We start from the raw sequence: 19,636 nt of genomic DNA, 5'->3' as shown, positions 1-19,636 counted from the left end.
AGAAGAACCGTTCACAGGTCGGCCTCGTCCAGTTCGGCCATCAGCGCTTGCATTTCGTCATCGGACAGGCCCGAGGCGCTGAATTCGGTGCTGTCGGCTTGCGGCTCGGCGGTGCTCGGGTCCAGCGGTTGCGCGACCTCGGCCATGGCTGCGACGGTCTGGCGTTCGAACACTTGCTTGGCCGACAGCGCGATGCCTTGCTCATGGGCCTGGGCCACCACTTGCAGGCTCAGGATCGAGTCGCCGCCGATGGCGAAGAAGTTGTCGGTGACGCTCACTGTCGAGAGTTTCAAGACCTTGGCGACGATGGCTTGCAGGGTGGTTTCCATGGCGTTGCGCGGCGCCACGTGGGCGCTTTCGTCGAGCTGCTCCGGGTCGGGCAACTGGCGGGTGTCGAGCTTGCCGTTGGGCGTGCGCGGAAAGCTCGTCAGGGTCAGCACCAGGGCCGGCACCATGTACGACGGCAGACGCTCGCCGAGGAAACGCTTGATCGCCTCCGAGTCCGGTGCGTAGCCGTGGGCGGCCAGGACATAGGCGAGCAGGCGCTTGCCGGCGGCATGTTCCTGGACGATCACCGCGGCTTCGCGCACATCGCTGTGGCTGCACAATTGGCGTTCGATTTCGCCCAGCTCGATGCGGTAGCCGCGCACCTTGACCTGATGGTCCTTGCGCCCCAGGAATGCCAGGCGCCCGTCGGCCAGCCAGCACGCCAGGTCACCCGTACGGTAGGCGCGAGTGCCGTCGGCTAGGGTGACGAAGGCCTTGGCGGTTTCTTCGGGTTTGTGGCGATAGCCGCGGGCCAGGGTGGGGCCGGCGAGGACGATTTCACCCGGTTCGCCAATGCCGCAAGCCGTGTCGAATTCATTCAGCAGGCGCAGGTCCATGCCGGCGATCGGACGGCCGATGCTGACGTTCCGGCGTGGGTCCAGCACCTCATAGGTGGCCCAGACGGTGGCCTCAGTGGGGCCGTATTCGTTCACCAGATGTGCGTGTGGCAGGGTCTTGCTGTGTTGCGCGATCAGCGACGGCGGGCAAGCCTCACCCGCGACGATCCAGCAGGCGAGGCTGTCGGTTCCCCCGCTGCGCTGCAATTGATCGAGCAGGGCTTGGTACAGCGACGGCAGCGACAGTCCGTGGCTGACCTGGTGCTGGGCAATCAACTGCGCCAGGCGGGCCATCTCCAACTCTTCGCCTGGGGCGGGCAATACCAGGCGTCCGCCTTGGGCCAGGGTCCAGAAAATCCCGGCGACCGAACTGTCGAAGGCAAACGACGACAACAACAGGTAGGCGCGCACCGGAGTCTCATAGGCCGCCATGCGCACTTGGGTCGAGAAACTCAAGGCGCCGTGGCTGATTTCCACGGCTTTCGGCGCACCGGTAGAGCCGGAGGTGTAGATCAGGTAGGCGAGGTCGTTGGCGTCCGGCAAGGGCAGTGCCGGACAGTCGCCGAGGTCCTGTGTTGTCAGCTCTCCCAGCACGAAGCGTTGCAGGTTGGCCGGCACACTGTCGGCCAGTTCGGCGCTGACCACGATGTGGGCGATGGCGCTGTCGGCGAGCATGTAGGCGCGGCGGTCGGCCGGGTAGGTCGGATCGACGGGCACGTAGGCGCCACCGGCTTTCAAGACGGCGAGCATGGCGACAATGACCGCGTTGCTGCGGGCGAACAGGATGCCGACGGGCACCCCTGGACCGATGCCGGCGGCGACCAGTTGATGGGCCAGTTGCGTGGCGCAGGCGTCGAGGCGGCTGTAGCTCAGGTCGCCGTCCTTGTCGCTGAGGGCGATGGCGTTCGGTTGTTGGCGAACCTGACGGGCAATCAATTCCACCAGCGTCACCGGTTCGATGGAGGGTGCGCTCGCGCCGGCACCGATCAACTGCGATTGCAGCGCGCCACCCAGGGGCAATTGAGCCCAGCCCCGTTGCGGTTCGGCCAGGGCGCCGTGCAGCAGTTGCAGCCATTGTTCGGCGAGGCAGCCCACAGCGTCGGCGCTGAGGACATGGCGGTCGTAGACCACCTGCGCGTGCAGGCTGTCGGGCAACTGGCGGACGTTCAGGCAAGCCTTCAACGGGTTCATGACCGCACTGGCGTGGCGCTCCCGGGCATCGCCGGAGCGCCAGGCAAAAGCGTATCCGGCGTGGTGGTCGCCGGTGTAATAGTCTTGCCAGCCAATCAGCCGTTCCAGGGTGGCGGCCACTTGCGTGCTTTGCTCCAGCAGAGTCGCCTGGGCATCCAGTTCGATGCTCACGGGCAGGCACTGTTCGAACAGGCCCAGGGTGTTCTCCAGTTCCGCGCCGCGACTTTCATGGATCAGGGTGAGTGGCACCTGTTGCTGGCCGGCCAGTCGTCCCAGGACCGCTGCCCATGCCGCCAGCAGCAGTTCCGGGGTCAGGGCCGGGTGACGGGCGAGGTCGGCCGGCAGCGTCAGCTCCAGTCGGGTCGGCGCAAATCCACCATCGAGGGGCGATTCCAGCGGCAGCTGCAAGGTGGCCTGTTCGGTGTCGCCCGCAGGTTTCCAGAAGCTCACGCCCGGATGATCCGGTGCGTCTTCCACTAGGCTCCAGCGCCATTCGGCGTAATCGGCGTACTGCAGGGTTTCGGACAGGTCCGTGGCAGTGTCTTGCAGCAATGCAGCGGCCAGCCATTTCAGGCTGGCGAGGTCGAAGTGGCTGCTGGCCGCCGCGAGGTCCAGCACGCCTTGCTCATCGGACAGGCGCACCAGGGTCACCCACAGCGGGGTTGTCCAGTCACGGGGCTGGGTGGCGAGCTGAGCGAGCGCGGCGTCCTGGTCGGCGCGGCTGTGCTGGCGCAGGTCCTGGAGGTTCACCGCCAGTGAGCCGGCTTCGTCAATCACCTGCACCGGGTGACGCAGGCCGGGCACGGGCATCAGGCGTGTGCGCACGATTTCGCTGCCGGCCACCAGTGCCTGCAGGCGGTTGTTCAGTGCATCGATGTCCAGCGGTTGCGACAGCGACCATTGCAAATGACAGCTGAACGGGTGCTGCGCTGCGCCGTGGGTGTGGGGGTAAACCGATGCCTGTTGCGGGGAAATACGAAAACCTTGAAGTCCGCTCATGTTCATCTCGACTGGAAAAGGGCTTGAGCCTGGATCACCGCACAGACGTCGGGGCTTGCTGGACTCGTGTCAGGCAAGCCGCCTGCGAACGGCGGGTGGACCCGTTGAATGTCAGACGGCAACGTCGCTCGACAGCAGGGCTTCAGCCATGCCGGTCATGATGGCGCGCTTGCCGGTAAAGGGTTCGCGACCGTGCACGGCGAGCATGTTGTCGATGAACAACACGTCCCCCTGCTGCCAGCTGAAGCGCACCAGCGAGTCGAGGTAGGCCGCGCGTAGCGACTCCAGGACCTGCGGTTCGATCGGTTCGCCATCGCCGTAAAAGGTGTTGGTGGGCAGGTCGAGGTCGTTGAAGTTGCTTTGCAGCGAATCGCGGATTCGCTCGGGCAGGGTGCTGATGTGGAAGAACGTGGCGTGGTTGAACCAGACCTCTTCGCCGGTGCGCGGGTGGCGCACCACGGCCGGCCCGCGTTGGCGGGTGCGCAGGCGATTGTTGTCTTTCCATTCCACTTCGATGCCGACGCTGGCGCAGTAGGCTTCCACTTCGCGGCGGTCTTCGGACTGGAACACGCTCTGCCACGGCAGGCCGAAACCGTCGCCGTAGTTGCGAACGTACAGCACGCCTTTTTCCCGGAACCGCGCTTCGATCTGCGGGCTGATCCTGGCCTTTACGGCGCGGGTCGAGCCGATCGGTGTTTCACCGCCGGTCTCGGACGGTAGTTGGCAGTAGAAGAACAACCGCAGCGGGAAGCGCGGCGAGTAGGAGTGCTCGTTGTGGGGAAAAATCATCTGGTCGGCCGGGTAGTCGGTCGAGGTGTAGATGTTGCCGCCGACCCGTGTCCGGGGGGACGCGCGGAACATGTATTCCAGCGCTCCGGGGGAGAGGGCGGCGATCACCTGGTCGAACTGCTCGACAGACGCGACGTTGAAGCCGCGAAACAGCAGGGCGCCGTACTGCAGCAGTTTCTTTTCCAGCGACTCGCGTTCCCGGGCGGCCCAGGCGATCAGGTCAACGCCGCTGACCGCCGGTTCGATCACCAGGGGCAGCGCGTGGTCCGGACTGAGCAGGCGCTCGGTGACCAACTGTTGTTCCGAGACGTTCATGGCTTTGCGACGCACGGCGCCAAAGGCGCGTGGCGATGGGGGCACGATAGACATAACGGCATCCGACTCGGTTAAAGGGACAAGGAGCGACGTTTGGCTTGCATCATCTGGCTGCGACCGGCCAGCGCCTGGGACTGCTGTCGCTCCCGGGTAAAGGCCTGATCCCAGCTGTCGATGCGCTCGGCCAGTGCCGGCAACGGCTCGTCCAGCAGGCTGTGCATCTGCTCCAGCAGGCGCGTCCACAGGTGTTGCAGGCGCAAGGCACGGTCCCGGTCGAAGTATTCGCCGCGATACTTGAGGGTCGCGGCGAGGCCTTCGTCGCCGTGCACCAGGTCGAGCACCAGGTGGAAGTCCCCCGGTGCCTGGGCCACGTCCAGCGCGGACAACTGCGCGCCAGCGATGGCAGTCGGGGTCACCCGTGACGGTTGATAGTTGAGCTTGACCTGGAACAGCGGCGAGTGACCGGGGCGGCGCTGCGGCGCGAGTGCCGAGACCACCAGATCAAAAGGCAGGCCTTGATGGGCATAGGCCAGGCGCGACTCATCGCGAACCTGCTCAAGGAAACCGGCCAGGGTCGCTTCGCCGCGCAAGTCACAACGCAGGGTCAACTGGTTGACGAAGAAACCGATGACGTCGTTGTGCTCTGCCAGCGGTCGGCCGCTGACGTCGGTGCCCAACAGGAACTGCGGCTGGCCGCCCAGTTGCTTGAGGACCAGTTGGTAGCTGGCCAGCAACAACATGAACAACGTCATGCCTTGTTCGCGGGCCAGCGCTGCCAAGCGCTCACAGCCGGTCTGCGGCACGTTGAAGTCCAGGCTGTATTCGCCCGGGGCCTGGCCGCTGCCACCCAGTTCCAACGTTTGCGGCATGCCGGCCAGGTGTTCGCGCCAGAAGCCTTGCTCGGTGGCGATTCGCTGTTCGCTCCAGTGCAGGGCTTCCCATTGGGCGAAAGCCAGGTATTGCCCCGGCAGCGCGGCGTCCGCCGAACCCGCCAGTTCTGCCAACAATATTTGCGCCGAGCGTCCGTCGAAGGCGATGTGGTGCAGCGTCAACAGTAGGTCATGCTGTTGGTCATGGCGGCTGAGCAACTGCGCTCGCAGCACTGGGCCGGCTTGCAGATCGACCGGGGTGGCGTGTTCTTGGGCCAGGCGTTCGTCCAACGTCTGCTGTTGCTGCGCTTGGTTCTGCTCACGCACATCATGATGGACCAGCGCCACAGCCGTGGCCGGCAACACCTGTTGTTGCGGACCATCGACGCTGTCGCGGTACACCGTGCGCAACACGCCGTGACGCTCGACCAGCGTGTTCAGGCGCAGGGCCAGCGTCTCGATGTCCAGCGGACCTTGCAGGCGCAGGTGCAGTACCAGGTTGTGGCGGGTGTCGTCCGGGTTCAGTTGGCGCAGGAACCACAAGCGACGCTGGGCGAACGACTGATGCCCCTGACTGGGGTTGGTCTGCTCGGTGGGAGCATCGGCCGTTGGCGTTGGATCATTGAGGAAAGCGTGCAGGGCCAGCGCCCATTGCCCCAGGGTGGTTTCCCCGAACAGGCTTTGGGTATCGAGGTTCCAGCCCAGGTCCCTGTGCAGGCGCGCGGCAAAGTCGGCCACGCCGATGGAATCCAGGCCCTGGCCGATCAGGCTGAGGTCGAAGTCGGCGGAAAAATACGGGTTGACCGCGTGCAGCGTCTGTTCCAGCCATTGGTGGCAAGCGGCTTGGGCCTGTTGCGACGTTTCGGTCGCCAGGCTTTTGAGCTGGGCAAGGTCAAGGGGCTCGTCGTTCGAGGCCAGCGTTCCACCGCTCTGGGCGATGATGCTCAACGTGCCGGCGGCCAGTTGTTTGCGCGCACCTTGGCGGGCGATCTTGCCGCTGGTGGTCATCGGGATGGTGCCGGCTTGCACCAGCACAATCTGGTCGATGCCGCAGTCGGCGGCTTCGCGCACAGCGTTTTGCATCGACGCGAACAGCGCCGGATGATGCGCCGGGTCGACGAACTTGCGCTGCGGCTCGGCGACAATCACCAGTTTCTCGCGGCCCAGTGCCGGGTCCATTTGCGCGAAGGCGGCGATGCGTCCGGTACGGATGCCCGGCTCGGCGTCGGTAATGGCGAATTCGATGTCGTGGGGGTAAAGGTTGCGCCCATTGAGAATCAACAGGTCCTTGAGCCGCCCGCAGATCACCACCTGGCCTTCGTGCATGAAGCCCAGGTCGCCGGAGCGCAGGTAATGCTCCGATGAGCCGACAATCCGTGCCTCAAAGGCCTCACGAGTGGCTTCGGGATTCTTCCAGTAGGATTCGGCGTTGCTCGGGCCCTTGAGCCAGACTTCGCCGATGCGATTGGCGGCGCAGCGCTCGAAGGTGTGCGGGTCGACGATGGCGATGCTGTGCAAGGCTTGCGGATAACCGCAGGCGACGAACTCCACCGCGGCGGCATCGGCAGCGGCCAGGGCCACGCGACCGCTCTCCAGCACGGCTTTGTCCAGGCGCAGCACCACCGGCAGCGCATCGGCCGGCGTGGCACTGACGCACAGCGTTGCTTCGGCCTGGCCATAACCGGGGCTGATGGCCAACGGGTTCAGGCCGCAGGCGGCAAAACGCTGGGCGAAGGCTTCCAGGGTGCCGGGATGGATCGGCTCTGCGCCGTTGATGGCGTGTTTCCAGTTGCTCAGGTCCAGCTGTGCGATCAGGTTGTCGCTGACCACGCGGTTGCACAGGGCATAGGCGAAGTTGGGGGCGAAGCTGGCGGTGGCCCGGTAGCGACTCAATGCCTGCAGCCAGGTCGACGGCGCATTGACGAAGGTCTGGGAAGCCATCAGGTAGCACGGCATGCCGCTGTAGAGCGGAGCCAGCATGCCGCCGATCAGGCCCATGTCGTGATACAGCGGTAGCCAGTTGACCATGGCGCCGTGCTCGTCGAAATCGTACGCCTGGCGCATCAGTTCGACGTTGGCGATCAGGTTGCGCTGACGCACCTCGACGCCTTTTGGCGAGCCGGTCGAGCCTGAGGTGTATTGCAGGAAGGCTACGGTCGAACCGTCGATAGCCGGGCGTTGCCACTGGCTGGTCGGTGGTGTGCCCAGGTGCTGGACGGTCAGCACCTCGACGCGGCCCTCCACCAGTTCCTGCAGGCTTTCGCAATGATCCGCCGGTGCCAGAATCAGCGCCGGCTCGGCATCCACTACCACGTTGCGGACGCGGTCGAGGTGGCGCGGTTTGCGCGACGGTGGCGGAAACAACGGCACGGCAATCAGGCCCGCATATAGGCAGGCACAGAAGGCGCGGGCGTAGTCGAGGCTGCTGGGCAGCATCAACAGCACGCGATCACCCGGCGCATAACGCGCTTGCAGCGCGGCCGCCAGGGACTGGGACTGCTCGTGCAGTTGGGCAAAGGTCAGGGTTTCGCCGATGTTTACACCGTCCGGCAAGAAATGCAGGGCAGCACGCTGAGGGAAGTGCTGGGCGTTGGCTTCCAGCACCTCGATCCAATGTTTGAATGAAAACATGTGCAATTCACGCCATGGCCACGATGACTTTGCGGTCACCGGTGAAAGGATTGCGACCGTGTGCCACCAGTCGGTTGTCGAGCATCAGGATATCGCCCGGTTGCCAGGGGAAACTGATGGCAGTCTCGCGATAAACCTCGCGCACGGTGTCGAGCATGTCGTCGGCAATGGCCGAGCCGTCGCCGAAATAGACATGGCGCGGCAGGTTCTCTTCACCCACCGCTGCCAGCAGGCTGGCGCGTACGCTCGGTTCGATGGCCGAGACATGGAACAGGTGCGCCTGGTTGAACCAGACCCATTCACCGGTATCGGGATGCTGCTGCACGGCGGCGCAACGCTGGCGGGTGCGCAGGTCGCCATCGGCTTTCCATTCCCACTCGATGTCATTGTCCCGGCAGTAGCGTTCGACCTGGGCACGGTCCTGGGTGTTGAAGACTTTTTCCCAAGGCAGGTCCAGGGCGCCGCTGTAGTTGCGTACATAGAGCAACTCGCGGCTGGCGAACAGCTCGCGGATCTCGGCGGGCATGCGCTGGTAGATCAGGCGGCTGTCGGCAATCGGGGTCTCGCCGCCGGTTTCACTGGCCTTGATGCAGTGAAACCAGATGCGCGAAGGCCAAGGGCGGGTGTAGGCCTGCTCGTTGTGCAAGGGTATGAATTGATGGGCCGGGTATTCCGTGGAGCTATAGACCCCGGCGAAGACCTTGCTGCGTGGCGTGGAGCCGAATTCGTAACTGGCCAGCGGTGTACCGAAGCTGGCGGCGAAGCGCTTGAAATCGATGGGCGTGGCGACCGTGAAACCGCGAAACAACACGCCGCCAACCGTGGTCAGGGCATGAGCCAGGCTGTCGCGAATCGAGGCGTCCAGATCGTGGATCGACTGTCCCGATGCCCCCTGCACCAGCAGGGGTAGCGACTGGGCGCTTGCATCCGTGGGCGCCATGGAAAAAAGCTCGGAACGCCCGTTCAGGTGTTCGATTGAGGTCATCCTTGTACATCCTCTTTTGTCTTCTTCGACCAGTCACAAGACCTTGAAAGCAGGGCAGCGGTCGGTTGTGTAGGACTCGTCTGTAATGTATTCAAATCAATACAAGACGTCATACTAGGTACAAATGAGATGGATTATCAATACTATTTATTTAATTTTTTTTTTGGATTAGACTCCGCTCCGCTGGCGCCACACAGCCTTCGGCCAGCTCAAAAAACCTAAAAATATCTGTCGCAGGGGAGCGGGGCGTGAATTTCAAAAAGAACACAATTGCGTTGGCTGTAGGGTCGGCCATAGGCCTGAGCAACGCTGCATGGGCGGCCGAAGAAGCCGGCACGATGGAGATTGCTCCGATCACCGTGACAGGTGAAAAAATCGACCGCACGCTTGAGCAGACCCAGTCCAGCGTCGTGGTCGTCACCGACAAGAGTCTGCGTGAGCACGGCGACAAGGACCTGGTGGATGTGTTTGCCCGCACACCTGGCGTCTATAGCCAGGCCGGCAATGAGAACTGGGGTATCCGTGGTGTTCCGGTGTCCGGTTTTGACGATCAGGGCCCGGCGGCCCTCAATGGTGCGGTATCGGTGTATGTCGACGGTGCCGTGCAGCCCAACCGTGCGCTGACCCTCAGCCCGGTCCCGCTCTGGGATGCCGAGCAGGTCGAAGTATTCCTTGGCCCGCAATCCACCACCCAGGGCCGTAACTCCCTGGCCGGCGCGGTGGTTATCCGGACCAAGAACCCAACTTTCGAACCGAGCTTCTCGGCACAAACCAATGTGGGCAATTACGGCGAGCGCGGGGCGGCGGTGGCCGGTGGTGGTTCCATCGTCGACGACAAGATCGCCGGGCGTATCGCTGTGGACTATGGCGAAGGTGACGGCTACATCCGCAACACCACGCTCAATGACGACGCCAACCCGCGTCGCACCAGCAACACCCGCGGCAAATTGCTGATCCTGCCCAATGACGACACCGATGTCTTGCTGACCTACGCCCATAGCGAACACCGCCAGGGCGACCGTTCGACCATGCGCGTCAACGGCAAGCCGAGCTATTACGATATCGCGTCCAACACCAAGGCTTTCGACAACCTCAAGCAGGACACCCTCAGCGCCAAGGTGGATTATCGTCTGAACGATGCCTGGTCGCTGACGAGCATGACCGCCAATACCAGCACCGACTACAGCAACCGTCTGGACTTTGACCAGACGGCGTTGGCTGACGAGGTCGTGCTGCGTAAGCAAGACGGTAACCTGTTCAGTCAGGAGCTGCGCCTGAATTACGCCTCAGACACAGTGAAGAGTTTTGTGGGTGCGTACTATGGCCACAACACCAACGCTTTCCACGACCGGTTGTTTTTCGATGACGTGCTGGTTCGTACGGTCAAAGGTGATACCAAGATTGAAAACAAGGCGGTGTTCGGTGAAGTCAACTGGACGTTCGCACCGCGCTGGACGTTGATCACCGGTCTGCGTTACGACCATGAGACGAACGATACCGATATCGAAGAGGACGGCCGCTTCGTTCCCGAGAAAATCAAGAAGTCGTTTGATGCCGTGCTGCCGAAACTCGGCATCGACTATGAACTGGCAACGGACCAGTACCTCGGTTTCATGGTGCAGAAGGGCTATCGCGGTGGCGGCGTCAACCTGCGCTCCGGTAGTGGTCACCAGGCCTACGACCCGGAATACACCACCAACTACGAGCTGTCTTATCGTGGTTCGTTCTTCGACAAAACTCTGCGTACCCGCGCCAACCTGTACTACACCGACTGGAAAGACCAGCAGGTCAGCGTGCGGCAGAACGGTAGCGCGGTCATTGATATCTACAACGCCGGTCGCAGTGACATCAAGGGCCTGGAAGTCTTCGTCGAAAAAGACATCACCGAGCAACTGACCCTGAACGTCGGCGCGGCCGTGACCGATAGCAAATACAAGGACTTCGTCTCTGACAGCGGTCAGGACAGGAGTGGTGAGTCGTTCCTCTTCTCGCCTAAATACAAGGCCTCTGTGGGGGGTGTCTATCGCTTCGACGACCGTCTGATATTCGGCACGGACGTTGTCTATCAGGGCACCGCGCCTTCGGAGTATGAGTTCGATTCAAACGGCAAAGTCACTGGTGAGCGTAAGAGCGACGCCTATGTGCTGGTGAACTTCAACACCGAGTACAAAGTCACCAAGAACGTCGCTGTGTCCGCTTACGTCAAAAACGCCTTCGACAAGGAATACGTCACCAACAATCGTAACGACGACATCATCGACGTCGGCGCACCGCGCACGGTGGGCATGAGCCTTCGTTACGATATGTAAGCGACGACATGTAAACCCAAAGGCGCGGGGAGGCAATCTCCTCGCGCCTGTCCTGCAACGTATCGGATGTTTGTTTCCAGGCTGTTCGTTCCCTTCCAAACCCAGCCTCCATGGAGGAAATCATGAGTGCTTTTTCGAATGTCACAGCGGGTGGCGCGCAACAGCTGCGCCTGTTGCACACCGGCCTGTCGAGTCCTTACTGCCTCGATTCGACCCCACTGCTGGAACGTCAGCAACAGCAGGAATCCAACGCCCGCAGTTACCCGCGACGCATTCCGCTGGTGCTTGAGAGGGCCCATGGCATTTATGTGCAGGACAGCCGGGGGCAAGTGTTTGTCGATTGCCTGGCCGGTGCCGGCACCCTGGCGCTGGGCCACAACCATCCGGTGATTATCGAAGCCATCACTCAGGTCATGGCAGCCGGTGTGCCGATGCACACCCTGGACCTCATGACCCCCGTGAAGGACGCATTCGTCCAAGAGATTTTCGCTTGCCTGCCTAGCGAGTTCGCTCGCCATGCACGCATCCAGTTCTGCGGCCCGAGTGGGGCCGATGCGGTCGAGGCCGCGCTCAAGCTGACCCGCACCGCCACGGGGCGGCATTCAGTCCTGGCGTTCGAAGGGGCCTATCACGGGATGACCCTGGGTACGCTGGCCATCAGCGGCAACCTGTCACCGAAAAATGCCCTCGGCGCATTGATGCCAGGTGTGCAGCGCCTGCCGTTCCCGCACGACTATCGTTGCCCGTTCGGGGTGGCCGGCGATCAGGCAGTCACGTTGAACGTGCGTTACCTGGAGCACTTGCTCAACGACCCGGAAAGCGGGGTGACCGCACCGGCGGCGCTGATCCTGGAGCCGATTCAAGGGGAGGGTGGGGTCATTGCCGCGCCGGACCGCTGGCTGCAGGAACTGCGCCGATTGACCCAGGCCCACGGTATCCCGCTGATCGTCGACGAGATCCAGTGCGGCATTGCCCGCAGTGGCCGGATGTTTGGCTTCGAGCAATCGGGGATCACGCCGGATGTCATCACCCTCTCCAAAGCCATCGGTGGCGGGTTGCCGCTGTCGGTCATGGTCTACCACGAGTCGCTGGACGTCTGGCAGCCGGGTGCCCACGCCGGCACATTCCGCGGCAATCAGTTGGCGATGGCGGCCGGTACCGCGACCTTGCGTTTCATCCGCGATGAAGGTCTGGTCCAGCACGCTGAAAAGGTCGGCGCTTATCTGCAAAAACAACTGCAGGCGCTGCAAAACGAGTTCGCCTGGATCGGCGATGTACGTGGTCGCGGCCTGATGCTCGGGATGGAAATCGTCGACCCGCAGGGCACCCTTGATGTACAGGGCCACCCGCCGGTGGACACAGCCCGGGCCAAGGCCTTCCAGCAGGCTTGCCTGAAGCACGGCTTGATCGTCGAGCTTGGTGGGCGCCATGGGGCGACGGTGCGCTTCTTGCCGCCGCTGATCATCACTGAGCAGGAGATCGATTTTGTGGGGCAGATCCTGTTTCAGGCAGCAAGCACGCTCAGCGAAGGCTCCGCGCAATAATCATTTGATCCGCCGATGCGCGCCCGCCGTAACGGATTGTGCTTTGCCGGCGTTGAGATTGAGCGACGGCTACCGCCTAATCTGGCGGTGGCCGCGCGATTCAGCAGTTCGATAGTCAGGCTGTCATTGCACGATTCGTGGCAACAATTTGCTCATGTGTAAACTGACCACCGGGAGCCATGAATCTGGCCAGAAGTGCGTCCCGGTTTTGAGGCGCCCTGATTTTATCAGCCGCACACAAGGCCGATTTTAGCTCCGGCAGGGTTAGTTCGGTGCAGTATGCAGGCGTGCCTGGTTGCTGATGCCATGAACTCTCAAGGCTGCCAGCGGCAAGCGCGGTGAACCCGGTATCCTCGACAAGATCCTGCGCGATTGCCTCGGCATAGGGGTCATCCCCAGCCACGGGTAAGGCGATGCGTGTTGAAGACCCGGCTGGTTGGCCTTTGTCGGCAAGAGTCGCTGCGAGAACGGCGTTCCATGCCTTGACGACCGGGCGACCAATCTGCTCGCTTACCCAGATGCTCTCGGGCTTGCCGTCGTCTACCTCCTTGATCGCCCCGTCTCGTCCCGGATAGTAATTGGACGTGTCAATGACGACGACCTTCTCGGGAACATGACTTAACGTTTGGCGCAGATCGGGGTACTTCGCGAAGGGGATCGAGAGGATAACCGCATCCACATCCGACACAGCGTCTTCCTTGGTCACCGCCCGTACACCGATTTCGTTGGCGAGGTCCTGAATACTCTGAGGGCTCTTCGAGTTGGCCAGTTTCACTTCATGGCCGCATGCAGCGAGCTTACGGGCAAGAGTAGCCCCAATGTTGCCCGCGCCGATAATTCCGATTTTCATGTCAATAACCTCCTCGCATACAAACAATATTCAATTACCGTTGCCTGGGTGTGCGAACGAATTAAGTGTGTGGCGAAGATCCAGCAATACTTCAGGTGTCATCCGCACGGTTGAGATCATTCTGCCGGTGGTTTGTATCCCGCAAGCATTTCGAGTACCTCAGCATGTGAACCGTTCGCTTCAGCAAACCGTAGTGGCTTGGCGCGCTCGACGACCAGTTCTTGTGGGGTCGGAGCGATCTCGAGCAGTGCGAAGATTTCATTCAGGAACTCGTCCAAGGGCATGGCGTGTTCGTCATTTTCCTGTCCAAGCAAAGTGGTGCGCACTCCCGGTGGCGCAAGCTCGATGACCTCGACTGATGAGTTCTCCAGCTGCACTCGAAGACTTTGAGTGAATGAATGAACTGCCGCTTTGGTTGCGCTGTAGGTCGGTGTCGCAGGCAGCGGGACGAAGGCCAACGCCGAACTGACATTGATAATCGTGGCACTGGGCTGCTTGAGCAACTGGGGAGTAAATGCATACACCATGCGAATCGTGCCAAGCAAGTTCGTTGTCACGATATCTTCGGCTGTGCTCAGGTATTGGGAATCAGTCAGATCCTCCCAGTGCATGATGCCCGCGTTGTTTATGAGCACGTTCAGATTGGGGTGACTGATCGCAAGCGCTTCGCTGGTGCGCTGGATGGATTGCGGATCGCAGACGTCCAGCACTACCGATTCAATGCCTGGATGTTCCGACACGATCTTGTCGAGCAGAGCCTTGCGCCGTCCCGCGATGATTACGTTGTTTCCCGCCTGGTGAAGCCTTAGCGCCAGACCAAGGCCTATGCCTGAGGTGCTGCCGGTAACCAGAATCGTGTTGCCCGTGCTGTTCATAGTAAACTCCAGTAAGAGAACAAAAGCGGACAGCTGTCCACTTGTGTTAAAAATTACCGGACAACTGTCCGCTTTGCAATGCAGCGAAGGAAATAACTTTGCCCAGGAATGACGAAGTGGCGATGCGTTCTGACGCCAAGAAAAATCGAGAACGAATTCTGAAGGTCGCTGTGGCAGAGCTGACGCTCGATCCTGCGGTCCCGCTGAGTGCGATTGCGAAGAAGGCTGGAGTGGGACAGGGCACGTTCTATCGCCATTTCGCCAACAGAGAGGCGCTGGTATTCGAGGTCTACCAATTCGAAATGCAGCAAGTGGCCTCGTTGGCCGAACAGCTACTCGCCACAAAACCCCCTAAGGAGGCCCTCCGAGAGTGGATGGACTGCCTCGTTGAATATGCAATGACCAAGGCGGGACTTGCGACCGCGATACGGCAAGCAGCCTCTACTTACGAATTTCCTGGGAAGTCGGGATACGCGCCGGTCCAGGCAGCCGCCGAGTTGCTTTTGAGGGCTAATGAAAAGGCCGGAACGATTCGTAGCGGGGTTACCCACGACGACTTTTTTCTAGCCACTGCTGGAATATGGCAAATAGATTCCCAGAGCGAATGGCGCCCACGTCTCGCCAGATTGATGGACTTGGTGATGGATGGTCTATGCGCAGGTAGCCCTGAAAGCCTGAAGAATAACGTGTAGCTTTCGTCCAAACGCAAACCACTACCGGTCATGCCGTGGTTTAAACGGAATGACCGGAGCGCCTTACGGATTATTTTTGCGCCAGCAATGCCTTTCTTGTCGCCTTTTGGTGTTTCATGGTGGCGATCTCACGCTCGCAGGCCTCGACATCGAACGAGTTGTCCCACTTGGCAATGGCGATGGTGCCGATACCGTTACCGATCAGGTTGGTCACGGCTCGCGCTTCGTTGAGGAACCGGTCAATGCCCAGGAGCAAAACGAGGCCGACCAGAGGAATGGAGTGAATGGTTGTGAGCGTTGCAGCCAGTGTCACAAACCCCGCACCCGCCACCCCAGCCGAGCCTTTTGAAGTCAGCAGGAACACGCCTAGCAGAATCATCTGATCCACAAAGGTCAGTGGCGTATTGGTCGCCTGTGCGATGAAGATGGCGGCCATGGTGAGATAGATACAGGTGCCGTCCGCATTGAAGGTGTACCCCGTAGGCAACACCATGCCCACTACCGATTTTTTGCAGCCAAGCTTTTCAAGTTTCACCATCATTCGTGGCAGCACGGCTTCGGTTGAGCAGGTGCCAAGGGTGATGAGGATTTCATCTTTGAAATAACGAAGAAATTGCAGAAGCGGCATGCCCGACCATCGAGCAACCGTACCCAGCACGACCACGATGAAAAACAAGGTCGTGATGTAGAGCGCGACCAGCAACTGGCCGAGTGACAGCAAGGTGCCAATCCCGTATTTGCCGATCGTGAAAGCCATGCCGGCACCCGCGCCAATCGGCGCCAAGCGCATGACCATTGCAACGATCTTGAACAGGCCTTGCAGGAACAGGTCAAGGGTGTTGATCAGTGGCTTGCTGGTTTCACCCATTTGAACCAGGGCGACACCCATCAATACCGAAAGCAGGATGACCTGAAGCATGACGCCATTGGAGAATGCGCCGATGAAGGTTTGCGGGATGATATTGAGAAAGAAATCAATGGTGCCGCCTTGCTCACTGGCAGCTAGGCTGTATTTGCTAATGGCACCTCCATCAAGCGCGCTGGCGTTGATGTTCATACCGACGCCAGGCTTCACGATGTTGACCACAATGAGGCCGACGACCAGGGCGATGGTTGAAAGAATCTCGAAGTAGATCAGCGCTTTCACGCCAATCCGGCCGACTTCTTTGATATTGCCCATCTTTGCGATACCCACAACGACCGTACCGAAAATAATGGGCGCCAACAGCATTTTGATCAGTTTGATGAAGCCATCGGCAAAGGGTTGCAGCTTGGCTCCGATATCAGGCACGAAGTAACCGATTGCTGCACCGATCACGATGCCGATCAGCACTTGCACATACAGCTGGCCATACCAGCGGGACTTGGAGATTTCCACGGAAGCACCTCATTTTATTGTTGTGATGGGCATGTGGCTCGGCGTCAGTGGGTGACGCCGGGGGCTGCGGCCTCTTTCAAAGAGACCGCAGATCGAGGTTGATCAGCCTTCGCCCAACTCACGCATCACTGCGTACAAAGCGGACTTGGCCTCGAAGCCAACACCTGGAATATCCGGCAGACCGACATAGCCGTTTTCCACGCGGATGCCGTCAGCGAAGCCGCCGAACGGCTGGAACACATCCGGGTAAGATTCGTTGCCGCCCAGGTGCAGACCCGCTGCGATGTTCAGGGACATCTGGTGACCGCCATGGGGCACTACGCGGCGGGAAGACCAACCCATTTCTTCCATCACCTTCAGGGTGCGCATGTACTCCACGAGCCCGTAGGACAGAGCGCAGTCGAACTGGAGGTAGTCGCGATCGGGGCGCATGCCACCGTGGCGCAGCAGGTTACGGGCATCCTGGTGAGAGAACAGGTTTTCACCGGTAGCCATGGGCAGTTCATAGTGATTGGCAAGCTCGGCCTGGAGTGCGTAGTCCAGCGGATCGCCAACCTCTTCGTACCAGAAGAGGTTGTACTTCTTGATGGCTTCAGCGTACGCAATACCGGTCTGAAGATCGAAACGACCATTGGCGTCGACCGCCAACCGACGGCCGTCGCCAACCACTTCAAGTACCGCTTCGATGCGACGGATATCTTCGTCCAGCGGTACCGCACCAATCTTCATCTTGACGACGTCGTAGCCACGATCCAGATAGCTCTGCATTTCTGCCTTGAGCTTGGTCTGGTCTTTGCCAGGGTAGTAGTAGCCGCCCGCTGCATAGACCCAGACCTTGTCATCGGCCACGCCGTTACGGTAACGGTCGGCCAGCAGGCGATACAGCGGTTTGCCTTCAATCTTGGCGACGGCATCCCATACCGCCATGTCGATGGTGCCAACGGCGACAGAGCGCTCGCCATGGCCGCCTGGCTTTTCGTTGGTCATCAAGGTTTTCCAGATGGCGAACGGATCCAGGTTGTTGTTTTCATGGTCGACGAGCGTGTCTGGATCCGCTTGCGTGATACGCGCCAGGAAACGATCACGCATCAGTGCGCCCTGGCCATAGCGACCATTGGAGTTGAAACCGTAGCCAATGACAGGCTTCCCATCACGAATTACATCAGTGATGACCGCGACAACCGAGCAGGTCATTTTCGAAAAATCGATGTAGGCGTTAGCGATTGGGGAGGCAATGGAAACAGTTTTTTCACGAATGTCTACGATGCGCATGACGGGGTCCTCTTGTTGTTTGTAGGCCCACGTTAGGCTTTGCGATGGCACCCGCCCAATGCTATTAATGCCGCACCCTATGCACAGGAGGCATGGCCCTTGGAACTCGTCTGGCTTGAAGATTTTTCAGCGCTTGCGGAGTACGGCAGCTTTGTTCGGGCGGCTGAAGCGCGGCACGTTACCCAGCCGGCATTCAGCCGCAGAGTGCGCTCGTTAGAGAGTTGGATGGGGGTGCAGTTGTTCGTTCGAACGCCTCAAGGAGCGACGCTTACTGAAGCTGGCAGGCAAATTTTGCCAAGTGCCCAAGAGGCTGCCAGGCGCTTGTACAGAATGCGCAACGAGGCTCAAGAGGTTGCTGGAATGGCCGCCAAGTCGCTTCAATTCGCGGCAACTCACTCCCTGTCGTTTACATTTTTTCCCAAGTGGCTGCGAAGCTCAGAGAACGGTGCCCCCATTGAGGCTGTGCAACTGCACTCAGACAGCATGGCTGCCTGTGAGCAGATGCTGATACATGGCCAGGTTCAGTTTCTGCTCTGCCACCGCCATCCCGATGTTCCACCGCTACTGGCCCCTGATCAGTTCATCGGCAAGAAGGTGGGTGAAGACGTTCTCGTTCCTCTTGCGAGTGCCTGCGCTAACTTCGGCACCTCGCCTGCGGCATTGCCGTACCTCGCTTACACCCATGAATCCGGTTTGGGGCGTATCGTCGCGCACAGACTGCGTGGCAAAGAAGATTACCTTCACCTCAAACCACTTTTTAGCAGCCACCTTGCAGCGGTGCTAATGTCCATGGCCCTGGAAAGCAAAGGCGTGGCCTGGTTGCCCAGGAGCCTCACCGAGCAAGAAATACTGGATGGGCGCCTGGTCAGAGCGCTCGACGAAAGCTGGGATATACCGCTGGAAATTCATCTGACCCGTCCAGTAGCGCCACTCAGTCCATCTGCCGAAGAATTCTGGGCCAGGGTGGGGCGGTGACTCGGCGGGTTTTATATGACGCGCTGTGTTGCTCAATAGGGTTTGGGGTTGTGAATCGCCGCTGATCCCTTACCGGGATCGCGGCGAAGTGTTGAGCTTTTCGCTACTTGTAATGTTGTTCAAACACCGCCAATTGCTCAGGCTTGATCAACTGAAAGGGTACCCAGACGTCCGTTTCCACCGGCTCTCCCTTGATCATCTTGAGTGCTGCTTGTACCGCGCTGCTCGCCTGGGCCTTGGGGTCCTGGAATACCGAGGCGACCAGCATCCCGCGCTTGATTGCCGCCAGACCGTCAGGCAAGCCGTCGATGCCGACAATCGCGATCTCGCCCTTGGCTTTGCCGGCCTGTTGCAGTGCCATGGCCGCACCGATGGCCATCTCGTCATTGTTGGCGACGATGGCATCGAAACGGCTCCCAGCCAGCAACCAGTTGCTGGTCAGGTCCATCCCTTTGCTGCGCTGCCACTCGGCACTTTGCTGCTCGACAATCTTGATCCCGGGATAATCCTTGAGCACCTGTTTGACGCCTTCGGTGCGGTCGTGGGTGGCGTTTTGCGCCAGGTCGCCCATGATGATCGCCAGGTTGCCCTTGCCCCCGAGCTTTTCGGCCAGGTAACGCATCTGCAGTTGTCCGGCCTCAATGTCATTGGACGCCACGGTGACAACGCCTTTGGGCAGGGTGCGCTCGTCCGGGTGGCGGTTGACGTAGACCAGCGGCGTCTTCGCTTCGACCGCGGCGCGGGTGATGTTGGCTGTGGCGGAGGTGTCCACCGGCAGGACAATGACTGCATCCACTTTCTGATTGATAAAACCCTGGACCTGGTTGAGTTGGCGCACCACATCGCCTTGGGCGTCCTCGAATTGAATCTGCACGTTTTCCTTTTTCGCGGCCTCGTCCAGGCCGTTACGCACGTAGGTCATGAAGTTGTCGTCGACCCTGGCGATGCTGACGCCGATGCGATAGTCGGCGATGGCCCATTGGCTCAAGAGCAATAGCAGGGTGGCGAAAAGCAGTGTGCAACGACGCATGATGGTTTTCCTTTTGTTGTTATGAGTTGAACGTCACCAAGAAATTTG

13 protein-coding genes are annotated in these 19,636 nt (G+C 60.5%); 4 read left to right on the top strand and 9 right to left on the bottom strand.

What is annotated here, in order from left to right; all coding sequences use genetic code 11:
• Positions 1-11 precede the first annotated feature (11 nt).
• The 4 genes from AC3I65_RS15580 to AC3I65_RS15565 form a co-directional block, all read right to left on the bottom strand.
• Positions 12-3,074 carry a non-ribosomal peptide synthetase gene (locus tag AC3I65_RS15580; RefSeq protein WP_488523971.1) on the bottom strand — a complete coding sequence of 1,021 codons (3,063 nt, stop codon included), beginning with the start codon at positions 3,072-3,074 and terminating at the stop codon, positions 12-14.
• Between the two features lie 111 nt (positions 3,075-3,185).
• A complete protein-coding gene (locus AC3I65_RS15575; protein ID WP_488523970.1) occupies positions 3,186-4,232 on the bottom strand; it encodes a TauD/TfdA family dioxygenase in 1,047 nt (348 codons plus the stop codon).
• Positions 4,233-4,249: 17 nt separating this feature from the next.
• Positions 4,250-7,678, bottom strand: coding sequence for a condensation domain-containing protein (locus AC3I65_RS15570; RefSeq protein ID WP_488523969.1), 3,429 nt, complete (start codon positions 7,676-7,678; stop codon positions 4,250-4,252).
• 7 nt (positions 7,679-7,685) lie between these two features.
• Positions 7,686-8,663 (bottom strand): TauD/TfdA family dioxygenase, encoded by a 978-nt coding sequence (locus AC3I65_RS15565; protein ID WP_107322861.1) that lies wholly within the window; start codon positions 8,661-8,663, stop codon positions 7,686-7,688.
• Positions 8,664-8,911: 248 nt separating this feature from the next.
• On the opposite strand from AC3I65_RS15565, the gene AC3I65_RS15560 reads away from it, so the two are divergent.
• Positions 8,912-10,972 (top strand): TonB-dependent receptor, encoded by a 2,061-nt coding sequence (locus tag AC3I65_RS15560; RefSeq protein WP_488523968.1) that lies wholly within the window; start codon positions 8,912-8,914, stop codon positions 10,970-10,972.
• Positions 10,973-11,094: 122 nt separating this feature from the next.
• Complete coding sequence (locus AC3I65_RS15555) at positions 11,095-12,516, top strand: diaminobutyrate--2-oxoglutarate transaminase (protein WP_305466155.1); 1,422 nt, start codon at positions 11,095-11,097, stop codon at positions 12,514-12,516.
• Between the two features lie 115 nt (positions 12,517-12,631).
• On the opposite strand, the gene AC3I65_RS15550 is transcribed toward AC3I65_RS15555, so the two are convergent.
• Positions 12,632-13,372, bottom strand: coding sequence for an NADPH-dependent F420 reductase (locus AC3I65_RS15550; protein ID WP_257220704.1), 741 nt, complete (start codon positions 13,370-13,372; stop codon positions 12,632-12,634).
• A 110-nt stretch (positions 13,373-13,482) separates the two neighbouring features.
• Positions 13,483-14,241, bottom strand: a complete 759-nt coding sequence (locus tag AC3I65_RS15545; RefSeq protein ID WP_488523967.1) for an SDR family oxidoreductase — start codon at positions 14,239-14,241, stop codon at positions 13,483-13,485.
• Positions 14,242-14,363: 122 nt separating this feature from the next.
• Between AC3I65_RS15545 and AC3I65_RS15540 the strand changes: the two genes are divergently transcribed.
• Positions 14,364-14,933 carry a TetR/AcrR family transcriptional regulator gene (locus AC3I65_RS15540; RefSeq protein WP_047225855.1) on the top strand — a complete coding sequence of 190 codons (570 nt, stop codon included), beginning with the start codon at positions 14,364-14,366 and terminating at the stop codon, positions 14,931-14,933.
• Positions 14,934-15,003: 70 nt separating this feature from the next.
• On the opposite strand, the gene dctA is transcribed toward AC3I65_RS15540, so the two are convergent.
• Positions 15,004-16,311, bottom strand: a complete 1,308-nt coding sequence (dctA, locus tag AC3I65_RS15535) for a C4-dicarboxylate transporter DctA (RefSeq protein WP_488523966.1) — start codon at positions 16,309-16,311, stop codon at positions 15,004-15,006.
• Positions 16,312-16,413: 102 nt separating this feature from the next.
• Positions 16,414-17,583, bottom strand: coding sequence for a mandelate racemase/muconate lactonizing enzyme family protein (locus AC3I65_RS15530; protein WP_047225527.1), 1,170 nt, complete (start codon positions 17,581-17,583; stop codon positions 16,414-16,416).
• Positions 17,584-17,682: 99 nt separating this feature from the next.
• Between AC3I65_RS15530 and AC3I65_RS15525 the strand changes: the two genes are divergently transcribed.
• On the top strand, positions 17,683-18,558 hold the full coding sequence (locus AC3I65_RS15525) for a LysR family transcriptional regulator (RefSeq protein ID WP_488523965.1): 876 nt from the start codon (positions 17,683-17,685) through the stop codon (positions 18,556-18,558).
• 103 nt (positions 18,559-18,661) lie between these two features.
• Here AC3I65_RS15525 and AC3I65_RS15520 read toward each other — a convergent pair whose 3' ends face one another.
• The gene (locus AC3I65_RS15520; RefSeq protein ID WP_076384144.1) at positions 18,662-19,588 is read right to left on the bottom strand and encodes a sugar ABC transporter substrate-binding protein; all 927 of its coding nucleotides are present in this window, start codon (positions 19,586-19,588) and stop codon (positions 18,662-18,664) included.
• Positions 19,589-19,636 lie beyond the last annotated feature (48 nt).

It is taken from the genome of Pseudomonas sp. N-1-13 (genome assembly GCF_057787095.1).
The sequence above is the reverse complement of the archived record's forward strand: the minus strand, read 5'-3'. Positions and strand labels throughout refer to the sequence as shown.

Bases quoted from the DNA above. Each gene is read 5' to 3' on its own strand.
- AC3I65_RS15580 (WP_488523971.1), bottom strand. From the start codon at position 3,074: ATGAGCGGACTTCAAGGTTTTCGTATTTCCCCGCAACAGGCATCGGTT.
- AC3I65_RS15575 (WP_488523970.1), bottom strand. From the start codon at position 4,232: ATGTCTATCGTGCCCCCATCGCCACGCGCCTTTGGCGCCGTGCGTCGC.
- AC3I65_RS15570 (WP_488523969.1), bottom strand. From the start codon at position 7,678: ATGTTTTCATTCAAACATTGGATCGAGGTGCTGGAAGCCAACGCCCAG.
- AC3I65_RS15565 (WP_107322861.1), bottom strand. From the start codon at position 8,663: ATGACCTCAATCGAACACCTGAACGGGCGTTCCGAGCTTTTTTCCATG.
- AC3I65_RS15555 (WP_305466155.1), top strand. From the start codon at position 11,095: ATGAGTGCTTTTTCGAATGTCACAGCGGGTGGCGCGCAACAGCTGCGC.
- AC3I65_RS15545 (WP_488523967.1), bottom strand. From the start codon at position 14,241: ATGAACAGCACGGGCAACACGATTCTGGTTACCGGCAGCACCTCAGGC.
- AC3I65_RS15540 (WP_047225855.1), top strand. From the start codon at position 14,364: ATGCGTTCTGACGCCAAGAAAAATCGAGAACGAATTCTGAAGGTCGCT.
- AC3I65_RS15530 (WP_047225527.1), bottom strand. From the start codon at position 17,583: ATGCGCATCGTAGACATTCGTGAAAAAACTGTTTCCATTGCCTCCCCA.
- AC3I65_RS15520 (WP_076384144.1), bottom strand. From the start codon at position 19,588: ATGCGTCGTTGCACACTGCTTTTCGCCACCCTGCTATTGCTCTTGAGC.